General features: G+C 56.7%; 15 protein-coding genes and 2 pseudogenes. 8 read left to right on the top strand and 9 right to left on the bottom strand.

Translation table 11 applies throughout. From position 1 onward, the window contains the following. Positions 1-23: 23 nt before the first annotated feature. From AC07VR_RS07180 to AC07VR_RS07170, 3 genes are read right to left on the bottom strand one after another with little or no spacing between them, the layout of a single operon-like run. On the bottom strand, positions 24-797 hold the full coding sequence (locus AC07VR_RS07180; RefSeq protein WP_495010839.1) for an EboA domain-containing protein: 774 nt from the start codon (positions 795-797) through the stop codon (positions 24-26). After that, entirely contained in the window at positions 794-1,684 is an 891-nt protein-coding gene (locus AC07VR_RS07175; RefSeq protein ID WP_495010838.1) for a UbiA family prenyltransferase, read from the bottom strand. The genes AC07VR_RS07180 and AC07VR_RS07175 overlap by 4 nt, the downstream gene beginning before the upstream one ends. Then, a complete protein-coding gene (locus tag AC07VR_RS07170) occupies positions 1,681-3,555 on the bottom strand; it encodes a 3-dehydroquinate synthase (protein WP_495010837.1) in 1,875 nt (624 codons plus the stop codon). The genes AC07VR_RS07175 and AC07VR_RS07170 overlap by 4 nt, the downstream gene beginning before the upstream one ends. 115 nt (positions 3,556-3,670) lie before the next feature. Here AC07VR_RS07170 and AC07VR_RS07165 point away from each other — a divergent pair, with 115 nt between their 5' ends. Beyond that, positions 3,671-3,895 carry a hypothetical protein gene (locus tag AC07VR_RS07165; RefSeq protein ID WP_495010836.1) on the top strand — a complete coding sequence of 75 codons (225 nt, stop codon included), beginning with the start codon at positions 3,671-3,673 and terminating at the stop codon, positions 3,893-3,895. A 180-nt stretch (positions 3,896-4,075) separates the two neighbouring features. On the opposite strand, the gene AC07VR_RS07160 is transcribed toward AC07VR_RS07165, so the two are convergent. Beyond that, a complete protein-coding gene (locus AC07VR_RS07160; protein ID WP_495010835.1) occupies positions 4,076-4,399 on the bottom strand; it encodes a hypothetical protein in 324 nt (107 codons plus the stop codon). Positions 4,400-4,603: 204 nt separating this feature from the next. Here AC07VR_RS07160 and AC07VR_RS07155 point away from each other — a divergent pair. Further along, positions 4,604-4,930, top strand: a pseudogene (locus tag AC07VR_RS07155) (MFS transporter); the annotation flags it as partial. Positions 4,931-4,961: 31 nt separating this feature from the next. Here AC07VR_RS07155 and AC07VR_RS07150 read toward each other — a convergent pair. From AC07VR_RS07150 to AC07VR_RS07130, 5 genes are all read right to left on the bottom strand, one after another. Then, positions 4,962-5,132: a hypothetical protein gene (locus AC07VR_RS07150; RefSeq protein ID WP_495010834.1), complete on the bottom strand. Its 171-nt coding sequence runs from the start codon at positions 5,130-5,132 to the stop codon at positions 4,962-4,964. Between the two features lie 7 nt (positions 5,133-5,139). Next, positions 5,140-6,159 (bottom strand): Gfo/Idh/MocA family protein, encoded by a 1,020-nt coding sequence (locus AC07VR_RS07145; protein WP_495010833.1) that lies wholly within the window; start codon positions 6,157-6,159, stop codon positions 5,140-5,142. 158 nt (positions 6,160-6,317) lie between these two features. Beyond that, on the bottom strand, positions 6,318-7,244 hold the full coding sequence (locus AC07VR_RS07140) for a shikimate dehydrogenase family protein (RefSeq protein ID WP_495010832.1): 927 nt from the start codon (positions 7,242-7,244) through the stop codon (positions 6,318-6,320). Positions 7,245-7,361: 117 nt separating this feature from the next. Further along, positions 7,362-8,795 carry an MFS transporter gene (locus AC07VR_RS07135; RefSeq protein WP_495010831.1) on the bottom strand — a complete coding sequence of 478 codons (1,434 nt, stop codon included), beginning with the start codon at positions 8,793-8,795 and terminating at the stop codon, positions 7,362-7,364. 417 nt (positions 8,796-9,212) lie between these two features. After that, the gene (locus AC07VR_RS07130) at positions 9,213-10,793 is read right to left on the bottom strand and encodes an aldehyde dehydrogenase (NADP(+)) (protein WP_495010830.1); all 1,581 of its coding nucleotides are present in this window, start codon (positions 10,791-10,793) and stop codon (positions 9,213-9,215) included. Between the two features lie 253 nt (positions 10,794-11,046). Between AC07VR_RS07130 and AC07VR_RS07125 the strand changes: the two are divergent. From AC07VR_RS07125 to AC07VR_RS07100, 6 genes and pseudogenes are all read left to right on the top strand, one after another. Next, positions 11,047-11,994, top strand: a pseudogene (locus AC07VR_RS07125) (fumarylacetoacetate hydrolase family protein); the annotation flags it as partial. Between the two features lie 287 nt (positions 11,995-12,281). Next, entirely contained in the window at positions 12,282-13,088 is an 807-nt protein-coding gene (locus AC07VR_RS07120; protein WP_495010829.1) for an IclR family transcriptional regulator, read from the top strand. Next, positions 13,085-13,885: a 2-keto-4-pentenoate hydratase gene (locus AC07VR_RS07115; RefSeq protein ID WP_495010828.1), complete on the top strand. Its 801-nt coding sequence runs from the start codon at positions 13,085-13,087 to the stop codon at positions 13,883-13,885. The genes AC07VR_RS07120 and AC07VR_RS07115 overlap by 4 nt, the downstream gene beginning before the upstream one ends. Before the next feature lie 3 nt (positions 13,886-13,888). Further along, entirely contained in the window at positions 13,889-14,782 is an 894-nt protein-coding gene (locus AC07VR_RS07110; protein WP_495010827.1) for a fumarylacetoacetate hydrolase family protein, read from the top strand. 21 nt (positions 14,783-14,803) lie between these two features. Beyond that, a complete protein-coding gene (locus AC07VR_RS07105) occupies positions 14,804-15,499 on the top strand; it encodes a hypothetical protein (RefSeq protein ID WP_495010826.1) in 696 nt (231 codons plus the stop codon). A gap of 286 nt (positions 15,500-15,785) precedes the next feature. Beyond that, on the top strand, positions 15,786-17,081 hold the full coding sequence (locus AC07VR_RS07100; protein ID WP_495010825.1) for an OprD family porin: 1,296 nt from the start codon (positions 15,786-15,788) through the stop codon (positions 17,079-17,081). The last annotated feature ends 130 nt before the right edge of the window (positions 17,082-17,211 follow it).

Here is a 17,211-nt window from a genome sequence, read left to right as displayed (position 1 = left end):
CAAAGGAAGGGAACCGTTGAGCATCAGTTCGGTGAGGTGCCGGCCAGCTGGTCACGCCATTCCGGCGGTAAGCGTTGTTGCCGACTCAGGCTGATAAGGCGCTGGTGTTGCGCCGGGCTGAGCAGGTTGAAGGCAATTACCCGGGGCAGCCCGGCGGACACGGTTCGTTCGGCCGCGAGCTGTTCGTCCAGCAGGTCGAGGGCCAACTGGTTGAGGGTGACGCTGTGTCGTTGCGTCAGGCCGATCAGGCGTCGTACGTCGAGCCCCATGCCCAGTGCTTTCAGCACCAGTTGGTGGAAGGCGCGTTCGCTGTAGTGACGCGAGGGGTAGAGGGTGTCCAGCGCGAGGGCGGCGAACACCTGGCTGTTGCTGGTACGCCCTGCCTGCAGGGCCAGCTCCACGCACAGCCCTCGGCTGTCGAGCCAGTCGAGGGCTTTCAAGGTAGCGATTTTTTCCTGATCGTCGCCCCATAGAAACAGCTGGCGCAGCAAGGGCAGTTGCCCGGTGAGGGGGTGTTGCTCCAGGACCTGAGACAGCAACAACGCCCGCGCCAGTTGCACGTGATTCCAGCCAGCATTATTGGGCAGTGCAGCTTCCTTGAGGCTGCGCTTGCACTGGCTGCTCAAGAGCGCTGCGGTATTGGCGTCCGGGCGTTGGGCAAGCCGCTCCTGTGCCGTGCGCCACCACTGCAGCTCCGTCCCATCGAGCTGTTGGGTAAGGGCCTGGTGTTGTTCGGCGAGGCAGTCGTGGCGCATTTCGAGGGCCGCCGATGGCGGCGCAGTGACGTCCATGTTCATGTCGGTTTGATCCAGCGCTGGAAGTGTGGAAGCAGGAAAAACACCAGGACACATAACAGGCTGCCCAGTGGCTGGTTGGCCACGGCCAGCACCAGGGAATCGAACAGTGGCAGGGCCGCCAGGCCAGCGCCGATAAAGGCGCGGACCTGCCGTTGCTGCGGGTTGGCCAGGTGCTGCCAGTAGTGCCAGCCCAGCCAGCCAAGCCAGAGCAGCAGCACCGGCCAGAACCAGACGTTGTCGGAATAGATCGCCAGCGCTAGCGGGCTCAACATCAGGAGTAGAGGGAGGCGGCTGAGCAACTGGTTGTCGTGTTCCTGACGAGCCAGGTAGGTCAGGCCGCTGATGTAGATGCCGAGCAAAATGGCGCAGAGCCAGATCGGCTCCGGTGGCACCGCCAGGCTGGCCGCCGCCGTGAGGTAGAGCGCCGAGCGGCAGGCGCCCATCAGCCAGACACTGTGGGCGTATTTCTTGTGCAGCAGGTTGTAGCCGAGGATGCAGCCCACCAACAGGATGGCGCTGCCCAGCAGCCAGTGCGGTTGGTCGATCAACTGGCTCAGGCCCAGTACTGAGGCTGCGGCCAGCATCAGCAACAGCGCAGTGGCCAGACCCACTTGCTGGCGGCTGACCAGGCCCAAAGTGATGGGGCGCGGGTTATGGTGCTGTTGGTCCCAGTCGGCGTCCAGCAGGTCATTCAGCAACATGCCGGCCAGATACAGCAGCGACAGTGCGGCCAGCAGCAGGATCCACACCAGGGACGACGGCGGCGCCAGGGCACTGGCGCTGCTGGCCAGCAGGGCGGCAGCCAGGGTGTTGGTCCACACCGTGGGCAGGTTGGATACCCGGCCGAGGGTCATCCAGGTCTTCAGGTTCAGCGGTGTCTGGCTCATTGCGCGCAGCCCTCGCTCAGGGTGAGCGCCGGGCCGCTGCGGGTGGACAGCCGTTGCAGCGCCTGCTCCATCCGCGCGGTATCGATTTCATGCAGGTCCACCGACTCGCCGATCCGGCTGAGCATGGGGATGGAGAGTTGCCCACCCAGATGCTGGCGGAATTCCTCCAGTCCGAGCAAAACCTGTGAGCGTCCCTGAGCATCTTTCAAGGTCAGTTCCGGCGGGCACAGGCTGAAACCAAGCTTGAGCAGCAGGTTCAGAACCCGCTCGGTGTCGGCATCGCTCAACAGCCCCAAGGCATTGGCATAGAGCCCATCCAGAGCTATGCCCACCGCGACGGCTTCACCATGGCGCAGCCGGTGCTGGCTGAGGTTTTCCAGTTTGTGCGCGGCCCAGTGCCCGTAATCCAGTGGCCGCCCGTTACCGCGTTCGAAGGGGTCACCGGCGCCGGTGATGTGCGCCAGGTGCAGTTCGGCGCAGCGGCGGATGGCATAGCGGCTGGCCGGGTGATCGAAGTGAGCGAGGGCGTCGGCCTGTTGCTCCATCCATTGGAAGAACGCCTGGTCCTTGATCAGCGCCACCTTTACCGCCTCGGCCAGCCCGGCGATCTGGTCGCGGCGGGTCAGGCTGGTCAGCAGCTGGAAGTCGTTGATCACCGCGGTGGCGGGGTAGAAGGCACCCAGCAGGTTCTTCTGGCCGAAGGCATTGATGCCGTTTTTCACACCGATGCCCGCGTCGTTCTGGGCCAACACGGTGCTCGGGATGCGGATCAGGCGAATGCCACGGTGGAAGGTGGCGCAGGCGTAGCCCACCGCATCCAGCACCGCGCCGCCTCCCAGGGCCAGTACATAGCAGTGCCGGTCCAGCCCATGCTGCAGCATGTCGGTGTACAGCTGCTGTAACACCTGTGAATCCTTGCTCAGTTCGCCGGCCGGCAGCGCAATCGGCGCCGCCTGCAAATGCAGATCCGCCGCATGCGCGGCAAAGTAGGCATCGATCTGTTCCAGCAGGTGTGGGGCGCTTTGCAACAGTTGTTCATCGGCGAACACCAGCACCGTCACCGGGCCTCTGTGCTGAGCGGTGAGCTGGCGGTGCAGACAAGGATTGGACGGCTCGAACAGGTGATCGGTGAACACCACCGGGTAGTCGTAACTGACCTCGAAGCGCCCGTGCAGGGGTTGCTCCGCGACTTGTTTGCGCAAGGTCTTGAGCAGGCTGTACCCGGCGATAAACAGCCCGGGCAACACCATGCTGGCGAGGAGGGTCACCAGCAGCGCGTTCTGCTCGACAAGGAAGGTGCCGATGGCGCTGTAGGCCAGTGCCAGGCCGGTATTGGCCAGAGTGGTGACCAGTACAAACGCGCGCAGCGGATAACGTTGCATACCGGCGGCCACCACCGAGGTTTCCGCCAATACCGGCACGCCGCGCAGGCAGATCAACGACAGCGTGCTCAGCCGATACGCCAGCTGCCCCGGCTGGCGCTGATGCAGGCCGAGGCGGCCGGACAACAGACGAAAATAGCCAGCACCCAGTGCATAACCCAACCCGGCACCCAGGCACAGGCCAATGAAAATCACCAGGTAACCGCCGAGACCGCCAAGCATGGCCACGGCCAGCAGCGCGACCATGCTCGAAGGCACTGGCAACACCACGTCCAGCGCCAGCAGGGCGATCAGCAGCAGCGCCAGGTTGAGTTTCTGGGTGGGCGTCGAAGGCAGGTACAGGTTGAGATGGGTCAGGAAGTCCTGGATCTGTTGTTCGAACAACAAGAAGCTGGCGATCACCAGGCCCGAGAAGCAAAACAATGACAACCAAAAATGTTCGGCTGGCCCTCTTTGCGAGAACGCACGATACCAACGGCTGCGCTTCATCAAGCATCCCTCTTGATTGTTATGACTGATTTCCGTTTCAGCAATTAAAAGCAGCGTCTGGTTTGTTTTAGAAAATAAGCTCCCCCGCCTGAATGGCTGTTTTTATGTGCGGTTGATGACGCTTGCAAAGATAATCATGAACTTAGACGGTTGTGATGTTTTTGCAAGCTTGCCTGATGGCAGAGTTTTAGATGAACTGATGGAGCAACGTGGTACAGTCAATGGAGTGAGTGTCTTGATAAGGTTTTTATTTAATGATTACAGTGAGTTGGATGATTTTTATGGTGCCGTGAAGACGTTGTTGAGTGAACGATATTCAATGAGGTTGCTTCAGTCATAAATAGTGAGTTAATGGTGAAGTGGTCATGTGGTATTGATATTTGTTATGTGGGTTATTGCTACTGGCTATATGCTTTTTTGATAGTTGACTGATTCATTCGGTGGACGGGGCTCTGAAAAAAAACGGACGTATAGCGCGAATGATTTTCTTTACTGAAACCTTGTGTCCGTTAGCATGTTGTCATCGCATTACCTGAGCGGCGTCCCTATACGGATCAACCCCTGTGAGGTGTTTTGAAATCGAACAGAGTCGTTGTAAAAGCGTATGCACCATTTTGAAGTCTGCGTTGCTACATAAAATCCGCCAGCGTTTGGTAGTGTGGTTTTGAGTTACTCTATCTTTTTGCTCTTGATACACCCCCTGTAAAATCGGGTCGAGCAGACCTGTCAAATTGACCTGCTTGGTCGCCTTGTTGGTCTTGATCACTTCTCGGAGGTGGGCAAGGTGTGCCCTGATGTTCGCTTCCGATGGCTTGATCAGGAGTTTGCCGTGGTACTTGCGCAAGTTCCAACCGAGGAAGTCGAGCCCGTCCCCTATGTAGTTATTATGGTTTTCCGGGGGGAGAGAATGAGTCCAGGTTCTGCCAGGGATTCAACCACAGCGGGCCTGACTTCATTCTTCAGTCATTCTTTCGAACAACCAGTGATGATGAAATTATCTGTATAACGCATTACGCGCATTTTTCGGGCTGTCCACTTTTCAAACGTTGCCGGTCCGTCCCTGATGACAATGTTGATTATTGTGGTGATCTGGGGCGCAACCCATACCAGCGGGCTGATCGTCACGCAGATATGGCTGACCTCCGAAGCGCCGGAAGCGCCCGAATTCGCCACCGGCATTTATATCTTGTTCATCAACCTGGGGGTGACGATCGGGTCAACCGCGGGTGGGTGGTTCCTGGCGCGCATGGGTTTGCAGGGCACCCTGTACAGTGGTTTGCTATTTGCGGCGCTGGCCGTACTGGTCATCGTGATCAAAGTTCTGTTTTTCAGTGCCGAGCCGCGCAAGGGAGGAGCGCAGATCGCCGCAGACTGAGTTGAACCGCACGGATGGGGGTGTATTTTCGTCAGTGCGTGGCCGCCATCGCCCAAACAAGGATATCCAGGAACGAAGCCTTTGGGTCGACATCCTGGATTGTCATTCCATCGAGAATCGATCGAGGCCACATGAATTCGTTACCTTTGCACAAGGCTTCCTGCAACTGGCCCGTGGGTCTGGAATCGCGCGACATCAGCATGTTCGACTCATTCAGACGTCTGCGTAAGCGTCAAAAGCGTACCTCCTTGCCGAGCTGAAGCGTAGGCCGCGTCCATGACCTGCATGATTGCCTCGGCGTCGCGTAATGATGCAATTGGCTTGACCCCGTTACGGCATTCAGCAAGCACTTGCTTGACGAACAGTGGGTAATAGACGTCTGTGTCCAGTTGTAGTCGGCGGCTTCGAGTGCCGGCTGCAAGGTTCTGTCGATCCCTTATTTCGATTCGGTCGGGACCGGATTTGGCATACATGTGATCAGATGAAAGGGTGAAGGAGAACTCGCGCTGCTCGTCGGCGGTACTGGGGAAACTGTATCCCGTTTCCACAACACCGATCACGCCATCTTCAGTCTGCAGGGTCAATAACGAATAGTCTTCGACGGCACCCCGATGCGTCAGTGAATTCATGATGGCTGAGACTCGCGAGACCTCCTTACCGGTCAATAGTCTGAAGAGATCTATGAAATGCGTAGCCACGTTGATCGTGGATCCGCCTCCTGAAAAAGCGGGATCGATGGCCCAGCCTGAGCCTGCAGTTTCATAGCGAGCGGGCGGACCTACGATGAAACGGAAAGACATGTAGTTGAAGTCTGCGGCCAAGCGTCCCTCAGCATCTTGCAGAGCACTCAGCAGTTCACTCATGCGGAAGATCAGCGGTACAGCGCAGTAGAGATTGGCTTGCTCGGCCAGCTCCCGTAGCCGTGTGACCTGTGCCATGTTGATGCCGCAGGGCTTTTCCAGGGCAAAGGGGATGTTTCGTGCGATCACGGCTTCTGCCAGCGACGGCATTTCCGAATGCCTGCCGAACACGAAAGCAAAATCGACCTCCTCGCGCTCAAGCAACTCATAGGATGAGCTATATAAAGGACATTTGAATCGCTCGGCAATTGCCTCGCCCTTCACGTGCTCCGAATCCGATACGGCCACCACTTGGACCCCGTTGGTCTCAAGAGCATCCAAATACAACGGAACGTGCCAATGGCTGACCTCCAGTAACGCAACTTTCATACGTACTCACTCCTGGCGCGGTACAAGCAGACAATTGGAATGTTCGGGTTGAAAATGATCGCCCTATAGGTTTCAGCGGCTTTGGAATCATTCATGGTCTTCCCCTTTATTCGCTTCGATGAAAACGGGTCGTTCTTTCCGTTTTCGCTGAAGCGCTTTTACGTCAAATGGCCGGCATCTCTTGCCGGCGGCAACAATAATTCGGCATCGACTGCTGTTACGTTATCGGGGTGGTAATCGAACCCAAGGAAGCGCAGTGCAAGCAACGCCTGACCTTTGTGCATGGGGCCCCCGTCCTGGGTACGACAACCTCGTTTACGCGCAGCATCGCAAAGCGGTGTCGATTCCGGCGAGTTGATGATGTCCACAACGAGGGTGCCGGGCTCGAGCCGCTCGGGGTCGACAGGCATAGGATCATTTTTGCTCATGCCAAGCGGCGTGGCATTGATCACGATTTCATAGCCATGTGGGTCCGGTGGACCGGATTGCGTGATGCAACCTGTTTCGGCAGCAACGGCTTTCGCCAGATCCTCAGCTCGGTGTTCGTCGACATCGGAGATAGTCAGCGATCGAGCACCCGCCGACGCGACGGCAAATGCGATCGCTCTGCCTGCGCCTCCAGCGCCTACCAAAAGAACGTTTTTGTTCGCTGGATGGTTGCCTTCCCATTGCATGCCAAGAACACAGCCGAGGCCATCGAATACTGCGCCGACCCAGCGTCCGTCTGTTTCGCAACGAATGACATTGATTGCACCCACTTGACGAGCAGTCGGATGAAGTTCGTCGACAAGAGCCAGCATCCTTTGCTTATGTGGCATGGTGACCAAGATGCCAGCGAGATTGTTCAGTGCTCTGGCACCCGCCACGAACGAGGACAGGTCATCGGCCTTGACCTCCAATGGAACACAAACCGCGTCTGCCTGCTGTTCTATAAAGAGCCGGTTGAATAATTGCGGAGACTTGGCAGCCATCAGCGGATGGCCGACCAATCCATAAAGCCGAGTTGTTCCTGTGATATGTGAGGCCATGGTTGCCTGATATTTGATGTTGACGGGAAGAGGCGCCCTGGCTGGCTTCTTGGGCATGCACAGCGTCGATGGCTATGCATTGGCAAGTGCCGACCGCATGATGCTGCTCTGCCCGTCGGGCCTGTGTGGGTCGCGAAAACCTAATGGTCGCACCAGTGTAATCGTCGAAGGTCGTTACGAGCGCAGTTGGCTAGCCAGGTCGTTCGGGGCGGCTGTCGGAGCTGTGCCCCGCATCGCTTCGGCCCGCAGACGATCGTATTCTTCTTTGGCGATAGGCACCGCGTTACGCTTGCCGAGATCTTCAAGGCGAATCCGGTATGTTTCGCGTGTAGTGAACGCCGCGATCGCAGCGATAACACAAATACCTAATGTAAGAGAGCCGATTCTTAGTGGGATATTGTCGGAGCCGGGGGGCGCAACAGTAACGAAGATTGCCGGGAGAAACGCAGTCATCGCAGTCCCTATGTTCTGTCCGATGGCCATGCCGGTCACACGCACCCGCGTACGGAACAATTCGGGAAAGAGGCTCGGAAATACACCGTTGAAACCCTGGTAGGCGACGCCCCACATGAGTACGGAGAGAACCAGCGAAAACCACAGGTTATGGATGCTGATAGCGTACAGATACGCGTACGAGAGCAGTCCCGCGCAGAGAACGCCAATGATGACTGGGGGCCTGCGGCCGATCTTGTCCGAGAGGTTACCAACGAAGGGGATTAGGATCACCGCGCACATGTTACCCAGCAGAGGAATCCACAAATAGACGCCTGCAGGGAAGCCGATTCCATAGGCTGGTTGAACCGCGTAGGTAGCGCCGAATACCGAGGCGACAATTGCGATCACAGCGGCAAGTGCCATGCAGATCACACGCAAGAGATCACCCCAGCTCTGCCGGATGACTTCGACGACTGGCAGGACAGGAGCTTCGCCTTGCGTTTTTTGTTCGGCAAACGCAGGTGTCTCATCGACCTGGCGGCGAATGATATACCCCATGATGACAACGACGACGCTGAGCAGGAACGGAATCCGCCAGCCCCAGGAAGCGAACTGATCCGCAGGCATGAAATGAGCGAGAGGCAAGAAGACTGCTGCCGCGAGCAGCTGCCCGGCCTGAACCCCTTGGAGGGTAAAGCTCGCGAAGTAACCACGGCGACCGGACGGAGCGTGTTCGAGAATCATGGAACTGGCGCAGGAGATCTCCCCGGCCACCGCAAAACCCTGAATCAGGCGCATCGTCACAAGCACCACCGGAGCCCAGATCCCGATCTGCTGGTACGTTGGCAGAAGTCCGATACACATCGTCGAGAAGCCCATCACGAACATGCAGTAAACCAGAACCGTTTTACGGCCGTGGCGATCACCCAAATGCCCTAGGACAACAGCGCCTATCGGCCGGGCGATATAGCCCACGCCAAAGCTGGCCAGAGAGGCAATGATGCCGACCGCTGGGTTATCAGATGGAAAAAAGAGCTGTGGAAACAGCAAGGCCGCCGCGGTCGCATAGATAAAGAAGTCGTAATACTCCAGTGCCGAGCCGATCCAGCCACTAGCTGCGGCTTTCTTTGACTGGCCTTTGGAATGAGCGTCGATCGGTATGCTCTGATTCATCAAGTGTCTCCGGTTTCTCAATTGTTGTTATTGTAACTGCGTTCCATCAGTAATTCTGTTACCAGAGTCGCTGCCTTGTCAAGGGAGTCGTTCCTTGGTCGATCAAGGCGGGACGCTGGTTATTTGTTAGGTGCTGAGTTCATACGTCTGACGTTGTCGCCAAGCCGAGCGAGCACGCTAAAGCCCGCTCGTGCAATTGAGCGAATAGGGTGTAAGAGGATGAAAAGGTTCCCAAGCGTCAAGCTGTCAGCACTGTCGAGAGCAATGACCCCAACGACAGGTTTTAACGTTGTAGTAGGTTGCTCTGCAAAAGTTGGGCGTGTCAGCGGTACAGGGTGACCTTAAGGCGCACTAGCCCCGCGCCTTAAGAGAATCGGAAATCAATTCGTCTGCATGCCGCCTTGCAGGTTTGCCAACCTACAAGCTATCTCGCGAGAGATAACCGTCGACGAGCCTCGAAATGTTCAACGGATTCGCGTTCTTGAGAGCATCGGGAAGCAATGCATCGGGGTAGTTTTGGAAGCAGACTGGTCTCAGGAAGCGGTCGATAGCCAAGGTGCCGACCGAGGTGCCGCGACTATCGGAAGTCGCAGGATAAGGGCCGCCGTGCACCATTGAATCGCAGACCTCGACACCCGTTGGGTAGCCATTGATGAGGATGCGGCCAACCTTCATCTCCAACAAAGCAGTCAACTCTACGAATTGCGTAAGGTCTTCTGGCTGACCAATCAAGGTTGCGGTCAATTGTCCGTGAAGGGCATTGATGGCAGCGTTGAGTTGCGCCTGGTCAGCGACCTCGATGAAGATTGGCGTGGGGCCGAAGATTTCTTCTTGAAGAACCTTGTCGCCGTTAAGCAACAACTCTACGTCGGCCTTAAACAACTGTGGCTGGGCCTGGTGACCCTGTTGGCTGCTGCCAGCCAGGTGCACGATGCCGGGGTGTGCGTGCAGGTTCTGCAAGCCAGCCGCATAGCTACGCAGGGTCCCTGCGTTGAGCATTGTTTGTGCCGGTTGGTCGTTTATCAATGCTGCCACTCTATTCTGAAAGGCACTGAATGCATCCGAACGAATGCCAACTACCAGTCCGGGATTGGTGCAAAACTGCCCACAACCTTGAACCACCGAGGCGGCAAGATCCCGAGCGATACTGTCAGCTCGACGCGAGAGTGCCTGAGGCAGGATCACAACCGGGTTGATGCTCGACATCTCGGCGAAGACTGGAATGGGCTCCGGGCGAGCGGCGGCCATATCGCACAACGCTCGACCGCCTTTGAGCGATCCGGTAAAACCAACTCCCTTGATGAGCGGGTGTTTTACTAAGGCTTCGCCTACGCCACTGCCATAAATCATGTTGAAGACACCGGCGGGCATGCCGCAGCGCTCGGCCGCCCGGATAATTGCGTTGGCTACCTGTTCTGCAGTAGCCATGTGGCCGCTGTGGGCTTTGAATACCACCGGACAACCCGCCGCGAGTGACGAGGCGGTATCGCCGCCGGCCGTGGAGAAAGCCAACGGAAAATTACTTGCACCAAACACAGCAACCGGACCGATTGCGGTGCGGTACTGGCGAAGGTCAGGGCGCGGCAACGGTTTGCGAAGTGGTAACGCTTGGTCGATGCGAGCTCCATAGAAGTCACCACGCCGCAGTACGTTTGCAAACAAGCGCATTTGACCGCTGGTACGTGCGCGTTCGCCCTGGATGCGAGCTACAGGCAATGCTGTTTCACGGCAAACCAGCGCAATAAACTCATCGTCCAAAGCCTCTAGCTCTTCAGCAATGGCATCGAGAAATTCAGCCCGTTTGCTCGCGTTCAGGCTGCGGTAGCTGGAAAAGGCGTTGTTGGCTGCATGGGCAGCGTCCTCGATTTCTTGCGGAGTCGCCTGGTGGAAGGCATAGGGTAAGGTCTCTCCGGTGCTGGCATCCACACTCTTGACGATGATACTGCCGGCGGCGCTGCGCTGACCGCCGATAAAATTTTGGCCTGTGATGAGGGACATGGTTGTCTCCAGGTTGAACGTGCAAGAGATAGGTGGGCAAGGTATTCCCAGGACTGAAAATCAGGTGACGGCGCCGATCTGCCAAGGCACGAACTCATTTTGTCCGTATCCGTGTTGTTCGCTCATGCTGCGCTCGCCCGAGGCAATGCGCAGCATGAGCGAACAACACGGATGTTTGTTGCGACCTTATTAGAGTTCGCCAGACAGCGGCAAGCGGCTACAGAGAAGAGACACCGCAGCAATCTCAGAAAAAGTCGATGAGCTGCTTTGGAACACCGGCAACCATTCCGATCCCGGCAAGGCATCTCTGTTGCCCCCAGCGGATTTGCAAGTCATCAAGGCGGCTGGGGTGACCTTCGCGTCCAGCATGATTGAGCGGGTGATCGAGGAGCAGGCCCGAGGTGATGCTGCCAAAGCCGAAAGTGTTCGCCGCTTGGTGCAAGAAGCAATAGGCGATAACTTGCGGGCAATCAAACCGGGCTCGCCAGAAGCGATGCGCCTTAAAGCTGTGCTGATCAAGCAGGGCATGTGGTCGCAATACCTGGAGGTTGGTATCGGCCCGGATGCGGAGATTTTCACGAAGGCACCGGTTCTGGCCGCAGTGGGCTGCGGCAGCGAAATCGGAATTCATCACAAGTCTGAATGGAACAACCCAGAGCCGGAAATTGTGCTGGCGGTGAACAGTCGAGGCCAAGTGCATGGCGTCACCTTGGGCAATGACGTCAATTTGCGTGATTTCGAAGGTCGCAGCGCACTGCTGTTGAGCAAGGCCAAGGACAACAATGCGTCCTGTGCGATCGGCCCGTTTATTCGTCTGTTCGATGAAGCGTTTACGCTCGATGACGTGCGCAATTGCGTCGTGGATTTGCAAGTTCAGGGCGACGACGGCTTTATCCTTAAAGGCAGCAGTTCCATGGCATTGATCAGCCGTGCCCCGTTGGATCTCGTGACCCAGACTGTCGGCGGCGATCACCAATACCCTGATGGCTTCATGCTTTTTCTTGGGACCTTGTTTGCGCCTACCCAGGATCGTGAGGAGCCGGGAAGCGGCTTTACGCATAAGCAGGGTGATGAGGTCAGCATAGGTAGCCCGTTGTTGGGCACACTGCGCAACACAGTCACATACAGTCATGAGGCTGCGCCCTGGACTTTCGGCTTGCGAGCAATGATGCACAATCTTGCTGCTCGCGGGCTTCTGTAGGTAAGGCTGGGAAGGGAGATGCATTCGGCGTTCTTCCGCAAAGATTGAACATATACAGGCGCACGTCTATTGATAAAAGAGCCGGACCGAAGGGTTCGGTTTTTTATATCTGTCAGGCGTCCCGCCTCCTGGAAACCACCTGCGCGTCCAGCTCTGTCTCGATAAGGCCAACCAGATACAAGTGGGTTTGACTTATCTGGTGGCGCCCGCATACTATTGGAACATCGTTCCAGTACGAACAATGTTGCTCACATTCACTTCATTGTCAAAGATAAGTCGAGAAAAATATGAGAGTCGTTAAAGGTGCTGTTGACCGCTGCCTGGAGGCTATTGAGCTGCTGGCACGTGAAGCTCGCTGGATGCGGATGTCCGATATCGCAGCTGAGTTGGGCTTGGAAAAGGGGCCTGCTCATCGAGTGCTTGCTCAATTAGTCGAGCAAGGATGGGCAGAGCAGGATGAAGCCACCTCGCAATACCGCTTGACTCTGAAGCTGGCACTGTTGGGGCAGCGCTATTTACATGGGATTGGCTTGCCTGAATTGGTCCAGCCGATCCTTGAGCAAGTGGCTGTTCAATGTCATGAGTTGGTGCGGTTGACGGTGGTCAACGAGGGCACCTTGTCCTGGCTGTCTTCGGCCCAAGGTGCCGCGCCGGGGCTCATGTATTCGCCGGCCATGGATAAACCGATCAATCTCTACGCCACCGCCAATGGCAAAGCCTGGCTGGCATCAATGCCTGATGAACTGGCCATTGAGCATGCGCTGCGTAGCGGATTGGGGAAAGCTGACGCCGGGATGGGGCAGGGGCCGAAAGCGATCAACAGCATCGAAGGTTTGTTGGCCGAGCTAGCGCTGACCCGAAAGCGCGGGTATGGCTTGGTCATTGAAGAAGCCGAGGCGGGTGTTTGGGCGATTGCCGTACCGGTCAAGCTGATTCCGTCCGGTACTGTGGTCGGCACGATGAGTATCGCCGGCCCGGTCTTGCGCATGCAGCCTGAACGTTATGACGAATTGCATGCCCTGCTGGAAGATGCAGCCAACAAGCTGGGTACGGTTTGGCCGCGCCAGAACAGCGTGCATGCGGAGAACGTATGAGCCAGCTCGCCCCTGCATGGACCGAGGCGGGGCCAGGGTTGGAAGTCGCCGCTGCCGCTCTGGTCCGTGCACGGCTAGAGGGTGTTCGGCTGGCATCCTTGCCAGGCCCGAACCTGCCAAGCAGCCTCGCACAAGGTTTTGCCATCCAGCAGCATGTGGGGCCATTGGCTGGAAAAACCGTGGGGGGGTGGAAGTGTGCGTTACCCCCGGCTGGCAAGTGGATCGTTGCCCCGATCTACAGCGACAGCATCGTAAAAGGCGAACGTTACCGACTGGCCGCCGACGCCGATAAGGCGCGCATCGAGCCTGAACTGGCGTGCGTCCTGGCCCATGATTTGCCGGCTCGTGTCGAGCCTTATACAACTGAAGAGATCGTTGCTGCGATCAGCGACGTGCACTTGGCATTGGAAGTGATCGATTGCCGTTTTACCGATCCACACACACTGCCGTTCGAGCAATTGCTCGCGGACGGTCTATTCAATCACGGCCTGGTACTTGGGGCGGCAATCACGCTGTCGAACTCTGCGAGCATGCCCTCTGAACTGGATATCACCCTGAGCGATGCAACGGCAGAGCTTCTGAATATCAAGGGCCGCCATCCGGACGGGGATCCGTTGCTGCCGATCGTATGGCTGGCCAATTTTCTGTCTACACAAGGGATAGGGCTGCAAGCAGGGCAGGTGATTATCACCGGGTCCTATGCAGGTGTTCTCGATGTGCCCGTTAATCAGCCACTGCATGTTCAGTTCGGTGAAGCAGGCTCATTGTCTGTCCATTTCTCAACGCTGGAGGAGTAACAAATGCGCTTAGTTCGTTTTGGTTTACCGGGGCAGGAACAGCCGGGAATTTTGGATTCGCAAGGGATCGTGCGAGACCTTTCGGGCATTGTCGACGACATCGATGCGTCGGCCCTGAGCCCGACAGTGCTGGAAAAACTGCGTGCTGTTGACGTTGAAAAGCTGCCGGTGGTGGCGCCTGGCACACGTCTTGGTCCATGCGTAGGCAGCGTACCGAACCTGATTTGCATCGGCCTGAACTACTCCGATCACGCGGCTGAAACGAATACACCTATCCCGAGCCAGCCGGTGGTCTTCAACAAACACACCGCGTCCATCAGCGGACCCAATGACCCGGTCATTTTACCAACGGGGGCTCAGAAGCTTGATTGGGAAGTCGAACTGGCCATCGTCATTGGTACGCCTGCCTGGCAGATCGATGAGTCGCAGGCTTTGGATCACATTGCCGGTTATTGCCTGGCCAATGATGTTTCCGAGCGGGCTTATCAGCTTGAATACGAAGGTCAGTGGACCAAGGGGAAAAGCGGTTTTTCTTTCGCTCCTCTGGGACCTTGGCTGGTCACCCGTGACGAAATTGCCGACCCGCAGGCAATTGACCTTTGGCTCGATGTGAACGGCAACCGTCTCCAGACCGGCAATACCCGTACGATGATTTTCAGCGTTGCACATATCGTCGCGTACCTCAGTCGCTTCATGCCGCTAATGCCGGGTGACGTCATCATTACAGGTACGCCACCAGGTGTGGGGCTCGGGCAGAAGCCGCCGGTATTCCTCAAGGCGGGTGACACCATGCGTGTCGGTGGCCAAGGCCTGGGTGAACAATTTCAGACCGTGGTTCCGTACGTTGCTGAAATGGGGGCTGCATGGGTCGCCGGTCGCCATCCCAATGTTGACTGACTATCGCTAGAGGAAAACGCTATGAGCTTTGCTGGAACAGGTGTAGTCGCAATCTGGCACGATCTTTTGCCCGAAGCGCGGGACGAGTTCTATGAGTGGCATAACCGTGAGCACATGCCTGAGCGGGCTGGAATTCCGGGTTTTTTGCGGGGACGCCGATACATCGCTTTGGATGCAGGTCCGACCTATTTCAACCTCTATGAGGCTGATACTGTGCAGGTGTTGGGAGGGCAGGATTATTTATCGCGTCTCAACAGTCCGACGGCATGGACCCAGCAGTCGGTGCAGTCCTATCGCAACGTCGCGCGATCCATTTGCGAGGTCACTTACACCAGCGGTGTGGGGCAGGGCGCGTATTTGTTAACGGTCCGTTTCGATGTTGTCGAAGGGCAGCATAAATCGGTGTCAGACGCATTGCGCCAACGCGTGCTTCCTCCCCTTGCTGATAAACAGGGTATTACGGGCGTGCATTTGTGTGTGGCAGATGAGGTCGTGAGCAAGGTTGAAACCGCAGAGAAAAAAGCCCGCGCCGAAGGGACCCAAATACCGGCCTGGATCGTCATGATCGAAGGCTGTGCGCCCGACTACGTTCGTGTCGCCGGCGAGGCTTTTGTGGCGCAGCTGCAACGGCTGTTGGAGGGGCAATCGATGGGAGCGGAAACCACGCTTTATCAATTGGAATATACACGTTGCAAAACGCCGGGGAGTGCGGGTTGATCGCCGAGCGTTAGAGCACGTTTTAACTTTCAGTCATTGTTATTACGCAATTCCCCACGAGCGTGCCGATACAGGCATTGAGTTAGGCTCGCGTCTGCGCACGCTCGGGTTTTGTTTAAGGCGATATTAAACAATTATCAAGTTTCTCAATAACGGACTATTACAAGACAGATAAGGGATTCCCGCAGTTGCTCGGTAATTAGCTCTTCGTGTTGCCTGTGAATAAGTTGAATCGCGAGCTAAAAATCGCAACAAAAACAATAATAACTCATTGTGAGAAAACATCATGCGCTACCCTGTTATTTTCCGCAGCGTGCCTGCACATAAATCTCTGATCAGTCTGACTCTTGCGTTCTGCGCGGGTTCGTCAGCCGCTGTTCAAGCCGATCAAAATAGCGGCTTTGTCGATGGCGCTACGGCCACCTTCAACTTGCGCAACGCTTACATCAATCGCAACTTCATCAATCCTGCCTATCCCAACAGCGCCGCACCACAGAATAAAGCAGAGGAGTGGACACAGAGCTTCATCCTTGACGCTCGCTCTGGTTATACCGCTGGGCCGATAGGATTCGGTGTTGATGTATTGGGTCTTTATTCTCAAAAGCTTGATGGTGGCAAAGGCACCGGCGGTACCCAACTGTTGCCGATCCACGACGACGGCCGACCAGCCGATAATTTCGGCCGCCTCGGGGTGGCTCTGAAAACTAAACTGTTAAAAACCGAGTTGAAGGTGGGTGAATGGATGCCCGTGCTGCCGATTCTGCGCTCCGACGATGGCCGTTCTCTGCCGCAGACCTTTCGTGGCGGCCAGGTGACCTCCAACGAGATCGCCGGCCTGACCCTCTATGGCGGCCAGTTCCGTGGCAACAGTCCGCGCAACGACGCGAGCATGGAAGAAATGTTCATGAACGGCAAAGCCGCGTTCACCTCCGACCGCTTCAACTTCGGCGGCGGCGAATACAGCTTCAACGACAAGCGCACCCAGGTCGGCCTGTGGTACGCCGAATTGACCGATATCTACCAGCAACAATACGTCAATCTGACCCACAGCCAGCCCGTGGGCGACTGGACCCTGGGGGCCAATCTGGGTTTCTTCAACGGCAAGGAAGACGGCAGCGCCCGGGCTGGCGAGCTCGACAACAAGACCACCTTCGCCCTGCTCTCGGCCAAATACAGCGGCAACACCTTCTACGTGGGCCTGCAAAAACTCACCGGCGACAGCGCGTGGATGCGGGTCAACGGCACCAGTGGCGGAACTTTGGCCAACGATAGCTATAACGCCAGTTTTGATAACGCTCAGGAGCGCTCATGGCAGGTACGGCATGACTTTAACTTCGCTGTGCTCGGTGTCCCGGGACTGACATTAATGAACCGATATATCAGCGGTGATAATGTCCACACAGGTTCGATCACAGATGGCAAAGAATGGGGCCGAGAATCGGAATTGGCCTACGTCGTGCAGTCCGGCGCGCTGAAGAATCTTAGCTTTAGATGGCGAAACTCGAGTGTTCGCAGGGATTTCAGCACCAATGAGTTTGATGAAAACCGGATTTTTATTAATTATCCCATATCGTTATTGTGACGAATATTCTGCACGCTCACCACTTGGCAGTGTTGCTTCTGCGATCGCCTGAGCCAGCAATAACCTCATCAGGCGGTTGCAGATAAACCTAGAGTCAATTAGGCACTCAATGTAGCGTTGGTAGGTTTAG

It is taken from the genome of Pseudomonas sp. GW821-FHT02H09 (assembly GCF_059421425.1).
This window is presented reverse-complemented; position numbering and strand designations above follow the sequence as displayed.